Source organism: Arthrobacter sp. FW306-1B-G06A (assembly GCF_058781765.1).
This window is the reverse complement of record NZ_JBYSXB010000054.1, coordinates 20,282-27,465: the sequence shown is the minus strand read 5'-3', so window position 1 is coordinate 27,465 and position 7,184 is coordinate 20,282. Positions and strand designations below refer to the sequence as shown.

Annotated in this window: 4 protein-coding genes; all 4 read left to right on the top strand. The window is 63.3% G+C overall.

Going from position 1 to position 7,184, the window contains the following annotated elements; translation table 11 throughout:
- Window positions 1–96: 96 nt before the first annotated feature.
- The 4 genes from AC3WJM_RS21090 (at window position 97) to AC3WJM_RS21075 (ending at window position 7,123) form a co-directional block, all read left to right on the top strand.
- A complete protein-coding gene (locus AC3WJM_RS21090; RefSeq protein WP_307055855.1) occupies window positions 97–2,370 on the top strand; it encodes a transglycosylase domain-containing protein in 2,274 nt (757 codons plus the stop codon).
- Window positions 2,363–3,325, top strand: a complete 963-nt coding sequence (locus AC3WJM_RS21085) for a metallophosphoesterase (RefSeq protein WP_332603442.1) — start codon at window positions 2,363–2,365, stop codon at window positions 3,323–3,325. The genes AC3WJM_RS21090 and AC3WJM_RS21085 overlap by 8 nt, the downstream gene beginning before the upstream one ends.
- Before the next feature lie 154 nt (window positions 3,326–3,479).
- Window positions 3,480–5,309, top strand: coding sequence for an ABC transporter ATP-binding protein (locus tag AC3WJM_RS21080; protein ID WP_307055851.1), 1,830 nt, complete (start codon window positions 3,480–3,482; stop codon window positions 5,307–5,309).
- On the top strand, window positions 5,306–7,123 hold the full coding sequence (locus tag AC3WJM_RS21075; protein ID WP_306959284.1) for an ABC transporter ATP-binding protein: 1,818 nt from the start codon (window positions 5,306–5,308) through the stop codon (window positions 7,121–7,123). The genes AC3WJM_RS21080 and AC3WJM_RS21075 overlap by 4 nt, the downstream gene beginning before the upstream one ends.
- The last annotated feature ends 61 nt before the right edge of the window (window positions 7,124–7,184 follow it).

Below are 7,184 nucleotides of genomic sequence, written 5' to 3'. Positions count from 1 at the left end.
CACAGGGAATCTGATACAACCCGTCCTGACATCTCCGGAGGTGTTTGTGAAGGACTAACTCAACTCATATCAGCCCTTGCCGGTAAAGTGGTGAACATGGTGACTCGTAGGAACCCTCTATTCGACACTGCCACCACTCTTGGAAAGATCCTCGGATTCCTCGGTGTGAGCGCTATTTGTGGTGTCCTGGTGGCGGGCTTGCTCGTTCCCGCGGCCGCCGTTTCGGGCAGTGCGGCGAGTGGGTCCATTCAGTTCTTCGACACGCTGCCGGCGGAGCTTCAGGTGAACCCGCCCAGCCAGGCGACCACCATCCTGGCCGCGGACGGCAGCCAGATCGCCTCGATCTACTCCGAAAACCGCACGCGGGTCTCCCTCGACCAGATGAGCCCTTTCATCAAGGACGCGATCGTCTCGGTTGAGGACAGCCGCTTCTATGAGCACGGCGGCATTGACGCCACCGGCATCATGCGCGCCATCGTCAGCACGGCGCGCGGGCAAAAGCAGGGTGCTTCCACCATCACCCAGCAGTACGTGAACAACGTCATTAATGAATCCCTCGTGTCCCAGAACAAGGGTGCCGACGTCAAGCTCAATGGCGTGAACAAGGGCGTGGGCGACAAACTTCGCGAAATGAAGCTGTCCATCGCTTTGGAGAAGAAGTTCTCCAAGCAGCAGATCCTCGAGGGTTACCTCAATATCGTCTTTTTCAACAAGGACGCCTACGGCATCGAGGCCGCCTCGAGGCTCTTCTTCAGCACCAGCGCCAAGGACCTCACCTTGCCGCAAGCCGCCTTGCTGGCCGGCGTCGTCAACAGCCCGTCCTACTACGACCCGGTGACGAACCCGGACCACGCGAAGCAGCGTCGCGACCTGGTGCTCGGCCTCATGCTGGACCAGGGAAAGATCAAGAAGGCCGACTACGACGCCGCCATCGCGACGCCGGTGACCACCAAGGTGACGCAACCTCGCCAAGGCTGCCCCTACTCCGCCACTGCCGCGTACTTCTGCGACTACGTGCTGCACCTGCTCTACAACAACCCGGCCTACGGCGCGACCATCGACGATCGCGTCAACCGCGTCTCGCGGGGTGGCCTGACCATCCAGACCACACTGGACCCGAAGGCGCAGGCCGTGGCCCAGGCCCAGGTAGATGCTTCCGCCGGCGCTAACCCGGACAAATGGGGCGCTTCCTTGGTGTCGGTCCAGCCGGGCACCGGCAAGATCATCTCGATGGCCCAAAATACCGTCTGGCTGCCAGCCGACGGGAAGTTCCAGGCCGAGCAGAACTTCAACGTAGACAAACTGGATGCCAACGGCAATGACCTCAACGGACTGGGCGGATTCCAGCCCGGTTCAACCATGAAGCCCTTCACTTTTGCCGAATGGTTGAACGAGGGCAAGTCGATGAATACGGTGCTGGATGGCACCGTCCGGCGGTATCCCCAGAATTTCCCGTGGAAGAACACTTGCCCGACTCCGACGGTCGGCTGGTATGACAGCACCAATGGCACCCATGACCTCCAGAACGCCGAGGGTGGATATTACAAGCCCATGACAGTGGTGGATGGTTTGGCCAACTCCATCAACACCATGACATTTGCCACGGCTGCAAGGGTTGACCTGTGTGGCATCCAGAAGATCGTCGATGCTGTTGGCATCCACGGCGGCTTGCCGGACGCCAGCAATCCCAACCCGAAGGTTCCCATGACAACGTTGGGCAACCTGATTGGTTCCACCCAGACCGCGCCACTGACCATGGCCAGCGCCTTCGCCACCTTTGCCAACAATGGCACGTACTGCGAGCCGATCGCCATCACCTCGGTAACCGACCAGACGGGCGCCAAGCTGCCGGCCCAGTCCACGAGCTGCAGGAGCGCGGTCACCCCCGAGGTCGCTCATGGTGTTGCCTACGCCATGCAAGAGGTTCTGAATAAGGGCTCCGGCTCGCTGATCCAGCCTCGAATCTCCACCAAGACCAACTTCCCCATCGCGGGCAAGACCGGAACCAACGACTCCAATGGTTCCACCTGGGTTGCCGGCTACACTTCCGGCCTCGCAACGGCCACGTGGTTCGGCGATCCGTTGGGCAGCCAGAACCGAGCGGGTCAGAACGTCACCATCAATGGCAAGTTCTACCAGGGCATTGACGGTTACATGATCGCTGGTCCGCAGTTCGCCAACTACATGCTCCAGGTTGCTCCCACCTATGGAACCAACCCGTTCCCGGCTCCGCCGTCGAACCTGCTCGACCCGCCCGGGTTCAAGCCTTCGACGCCTAGCACCACCACTCCGGGCAACACTTCTCCGAGCACCCAGCCGAGCAGCAACGGGAACGGCAATGGAAATGGCAACGGAAACAAGAATGGCTAGCGGCTCCAAGCCCGTCATTGAATCGCTGGCAAGCCGCGTCCGAAGCATCGGACGCGGCTTTGCCGTCGCTGCGGGTGCGGGCGCAACCGCTGGCGTGGCAGGCTTCGCTTACGGCCTCTGGGAAAAGAACCAGTTCGTACTCCGCGAGGAGACCGTGCCCATCCTCCCTGAAGGCTCGGCTCCCGTCCGGGTGCTGCACATAAGCGACATCCATTTCGTGCCAAGCCAACGCAAGAAGGCCGAATGGCTGCGTTCTCTCGCCACGCTTGAGCCGGACCTTGTGGTGAACACGGGCGACAATCTCAGCCACCCCCACGCCGTTGTTCCGCTGTTGGATGCGTTGCGGCCACTCTTGAAGTTCCCCGGCGTCTTCGTTCCAGGCTCCAACGACTACTACGCCCCGCGGTTCAAGAACCCAGCTACGTATTTCCTCGGCCCGTCCCGCGTCAAGGACAATCCGGTCGAGCTCGATTGGCCGCGCCTGCGCTCAGGATTCGGGATGTCGGGCTGGATCGACCTCACCAACAGGCACCAGTCCTTGCCCATCAACGGAATCCGCTTCGATTTCTCCGGAGTGGACGACCCCCATCTCAATCGGGAGCGCTACACCGGCTGGCCACGCGGCACCGTGGGACAGGACTCCCGCCCGCACCTGCGCGTAGCCGTTATCCATGCCCCCTACCAACGGGTCCTGGATCACTTCACGAACGACGCGGCGGACCTCATCCTCGCCGGGCACACCCACGGCGGCCAGATCTGCATCCCCGGCTACGGCGCCCTGGTTGCCAATTGCGATCTCCCCACGTGGCGCGCCAAAGGCCTGCATGACTGGGAGAACAACGGACGCGCGACGCCGGTCAACGTCTCGGGCGGCATCGGTACCTCGCGCTTCGCCCCGGTCCGGATCGCGTGCAAGCCGGAAGCAGTGCTGCTGACGCTGACGCCCCGTCAATAACCAGCGCCACCAGTTCCGAATACCTCGTATCACGCAACGCAATGGTGCTGTGAATCCTGTTACGCGATGGCATAGGGTAGTTGCTATAGGAAACTACCTCCGTGCGTCGTACGAAAACCCAGGAACGCCGGGACAAAGCTGTTGAGAAGCGGGCATGGCCAAACAGACTTCATTCTTTACCTCCGTCAAACGTCTCTATCCGCACGTTAAACCGATCCTCCCCCGGCTTTTCATGGGGTTGGTCAGCGCGTTGCTGGCCAGCATCATGGCGCTTGCCATCCCCCAGGTGCTGCGAGTCCTGATCAACGGCTCCCTCCACCCTGGTGGTCCTACCGACGCTGTCTGGATTTCCGCCGTCGTGGTTCTGGCACTCGGCATCGCCGAAGCCGGGCTTGTGGCGCTGCGGCGCCAGTTCGTCATCAATCCCGCCACCACGGTGGAATCGAGGATGCGGGTTTCCCTCTACGGGCACCTGCAGGACCTCACCGTTTCCTTCCACGACCGTTGGGGGTCAGGGCAACTCCTGTCCCGGGCGATGACGGACTTGAACTTCCTGCGGCGTTGGATGGCGTTCGGCGCGATCATGCTGGTGGTGACCACTTTGACCGTGGTGATCGGCGTCGCGGTGATGTTCGCGATGAGCTGGCAGCTGGCTTTGATCTTCCTGGCCGCCGCGGTGCCCATCATGGTCTATTCCTTCCGCTTCCGCCGCCGCTTCAGCCTGGTGACCCGGCTCAGCCAGGACCAGGCCGGCGACCTCGCCACCACGGTCGAGGAGTCCGTTCACGGCATCCGTGTGCTCAAGGCGTTCGGCCGCAGCCGCGAAGCACTGGAGAACTTCAATGAACAGGCCGAGGAGCTGAGGCAGACCGAGATCGCCAAGGCCAAGCACCAAGCCACCTTCACGCTGGTGGTGACACTGCTGCCCGAGCTGGCGCTCGGCGTCGGGCTGGTGGCGGGCGTCCTGCTCGTCTCCATGGGCCAACTCAGCATCGGTTCCTTGGTTGCCTTCTTCGGCACCGCAGCGGTGGTCGCGGCACCGGTGGAATTCTCGGGGACCCTCCTGGCCATGGCATTGACCGCCAAGACCGCCCTCGATCGCCACTTCGAGGTCATGGACACGCCCAACACCATCACCAGTCCGGCGAACCCCAGGACACCCAAGGAACTGCGCGGGGCATTGAGCTTCAAGGCCGCCGGTTTCGGTTTCGACGACGGCGCCCGGCTCCTGCACGACGTGACCCTGGACATCAGGCCCGGCGAAACCATGGCGCTCGTGGGCATTACCGGTAGCGGAAAGAGCGCCTTGCTCCAGCTGGTTCCCCGGCTCTATGACGTGAGCGAAGGATCCGTGACCATCGACGGCGTGGATGTCAGAGACTTCAGCGTCGAGCAGCTGAGGACCGTGGTGGCGGTCGCCTTCGAGGACACCACCCTGTTCTCCAGCTCGGTCCGGGACAACGTGCTGCTCGGCGCGCCCGACGCTTCCGAGGAAGCCCTTGAGGAAGCGCTCGACGTCGCGCAGGCGCACTTCGCGTATTCGCTGCCCGACGGCGTCGGGACCCTTATCGGCGAGGAAGGCCTGAGCCTTTCCGGTGGCCAGCGGCAGCGGATCGCGCTCGCCCGGGCCATCGCGGCGAAGCCCAAGGTCCTCGTGCTGGATGATCCCCTGTCGGCCCTGGACGTGAACACGGAGGAACTCGTCGAAGCCAGGCTCCGCGAAGTCCTCCGGGACACCACCACGCTCATCGTCGCGCACAGGCCCTCCACCGTTGCCCTCGCCGACCGCGTGGCGCTGCTCGAAAACGGAAGCATCACCGCCGTCGGGACCCATACGGAACTGTTGGCCAACAACGCCCACTACCGCTACGTGATCGCGAGCCTCGACTCCGGGCCGAAGGACCTCGACCTCGAACTCGACGAACTAGAACACGAGCTGGATTCGGAACAGCACATGGACCAAGCCGGGGAGGGCCGCCGATGAGCACGTTCGGAACCGCCAATGAAGACAACGCCCACCTGAGCCGCAGCGACAGCAAAGCAGTACGGCGGCGGTCGGTCGCCTTGCTGGGATCGCTTATCCGCCCGGTGCGGTTGCGGTTCTGGCTGACGCTGGCCATGGTGGTGCTCTCGCAGGCCACCCGGGTGGCCGGGCCGGCGATCATCGCTTTCGGCATCGACCACGCACTGCCCTCGCTGCTCGCCGGAAACAACATGCCCGTGGTCCTGGCCGGCGTCCTGTACCTGACAGCGGCCGTCGCAACGGCGATTTTGACCGCCCTCTACGTCACTTCCACGGCGAAGCTGAGCCAGTCAATGCTCCTCGACCTGCGGCTGAGGGTCTTCCGGCACACCCAACGGCTCAGCCTGGAGTTCCACGAGAAGTACACCTCGGGCCGGATCATCGCGCGCCAGACTTCGGACCTGGAGGCGCTGCGTGAACTCCTTGATTCGGGCGTGAGCTCGCTTGCTTCGGGGATCCTGTTCATGCTTTTCACGGCATTTACGGTGTTTGCCCTCGACTGGCGCAGCGGGCTGCTCATGCTCGCCACGGGAGTGCCTGCGTACTTCCTGGCCCGCTGGTACCAGAAGCACTCGCAGATCGCCTTCCGCGAATCGCGGGTGGTATCGGCCAGGCTGATTGTCCACTTCGTGGAGACCATGACTGGAATCCGGGCCATCAAGGCTTTCCGCAAGGAGCCGGAGAACGCCCAGCGCTATGCCGAACTCTCCGAGGACTACCGTAAAGTCACCGTCCGCTCCATCAACCTCAACGGTGTCTTCCAACCGGGACTGGTCCTCATCGGCAACGTGTGCGTCGCGGTGGTCCTGCTGTTCGGCGGCTTCCGGGTACTCTCGGGAGAGCTGGCGGTAGGCGTGCTGCTGGCACTGATCCTTTCAACGAAGCGCTTCTTCCAGCCCGTGGACCAGATGGCCATGTTCTACAACTCCTTCCAGAGCGCCCAGGCCGCGCTCGAGAAGGTGTCCGGCCTGCTCGAAGAAGTTCCTACTGTCCGGCCACCCAAGAACCCCGTGCCATTGCCCCATGCGCGCGGCGAAATCGACTTCCGTGGAGTGGAGTTCGGCTACGGCAACGGCAAGGTAGTGGTCCCCAAGCTGGACCTTCACATTCCCGCCGGACAGACCATAGCCCTCGTTGGACAGACCGGCGCCGGCAAATCGACCTTTGCCAAGCTGATCGCCCGCTTCTACGACGTCACCGAAGGATCCTTGACCCTCGACGGCGTCGACCTCCGGGAGCTTTCGACGGCGGACCTGCGGCGCGCCGTCGTGATGGTCACCCAGGAAGCCTTCCTCTTTAGCGGCTCCGTGGCGGACAACATCGCCCTGGGGCGGCCCGAGGCTACGCGCGAGGAGATCGAAACCGCGGCGAAGGCCGTTGGCGCGCACGACTTCATCTCCGCGTTGCCTGACGGTTACGACACCGACGTCAACAAGCGTGGCGGCCGGGTCTCCGCCGGGCAACGGCAGCTGATCGGCTTTGCCCGGGCCTTCATTGCGGCCCCGGCAGTACTGATCCTGGACGAGGCGACATCTTCGCTTGATATCCCCTCGGAACGACTGGTGCAGGCCGGCCTGAGCAGCCTGTTGTCCGGTGCGGACTCCGAACGGACCGCGATCATCATCGCCCACCGGCTCTCTACTGTTGAGACAGCGGACCGGGTGCTGGTGGTGCACGAGGGACGCATCGTCGAAGACGGCACGCCGGCCGCGCTCATCGGCGGAGGAGGGCGTTTCGCCCGCTTGCACGGCGCCTGGAAGGACTCGCTGGTCTGAGCCAGTGGTTCCGCAGGCGGGCGTCCTTCGATTTCGCATCCGGGGAGGGATCGGCTATTCT

Excerpts from the sequence above, each read along its gene's own strand:
- AC3WJM_RS21090 (WP_307055855.1), top strand. The coding sequence starts at position 97 with ATGGTGACTCGTAGGAACCCTCTATTCGACACTGCCACCACTCTTGGA.
- AC3WJM_RS21085 (WP_332603442.1), top strand. The coding sequence starts at position 2,363 with ATGGCTAGCGGCTCCAAGCCCGTCATTGAATCGCTGGCAAGCCGCGTC.
- AC3WJM_RS21080 (WP_307055851.1), top strand. The coding sequence starts at position 3,480 with ATGGCCAAACAGACTTCATTCTTTACCTCCGTCAAACGTCTCTATCCG.
- AC3WJM_RS21075 (WP_306959284.1), top strand. The coding sequence starts at position 5,306 with ATGAGCACGTTCGGAACCGCCAATGAAGACAACGCCCACCTGAGCCGC.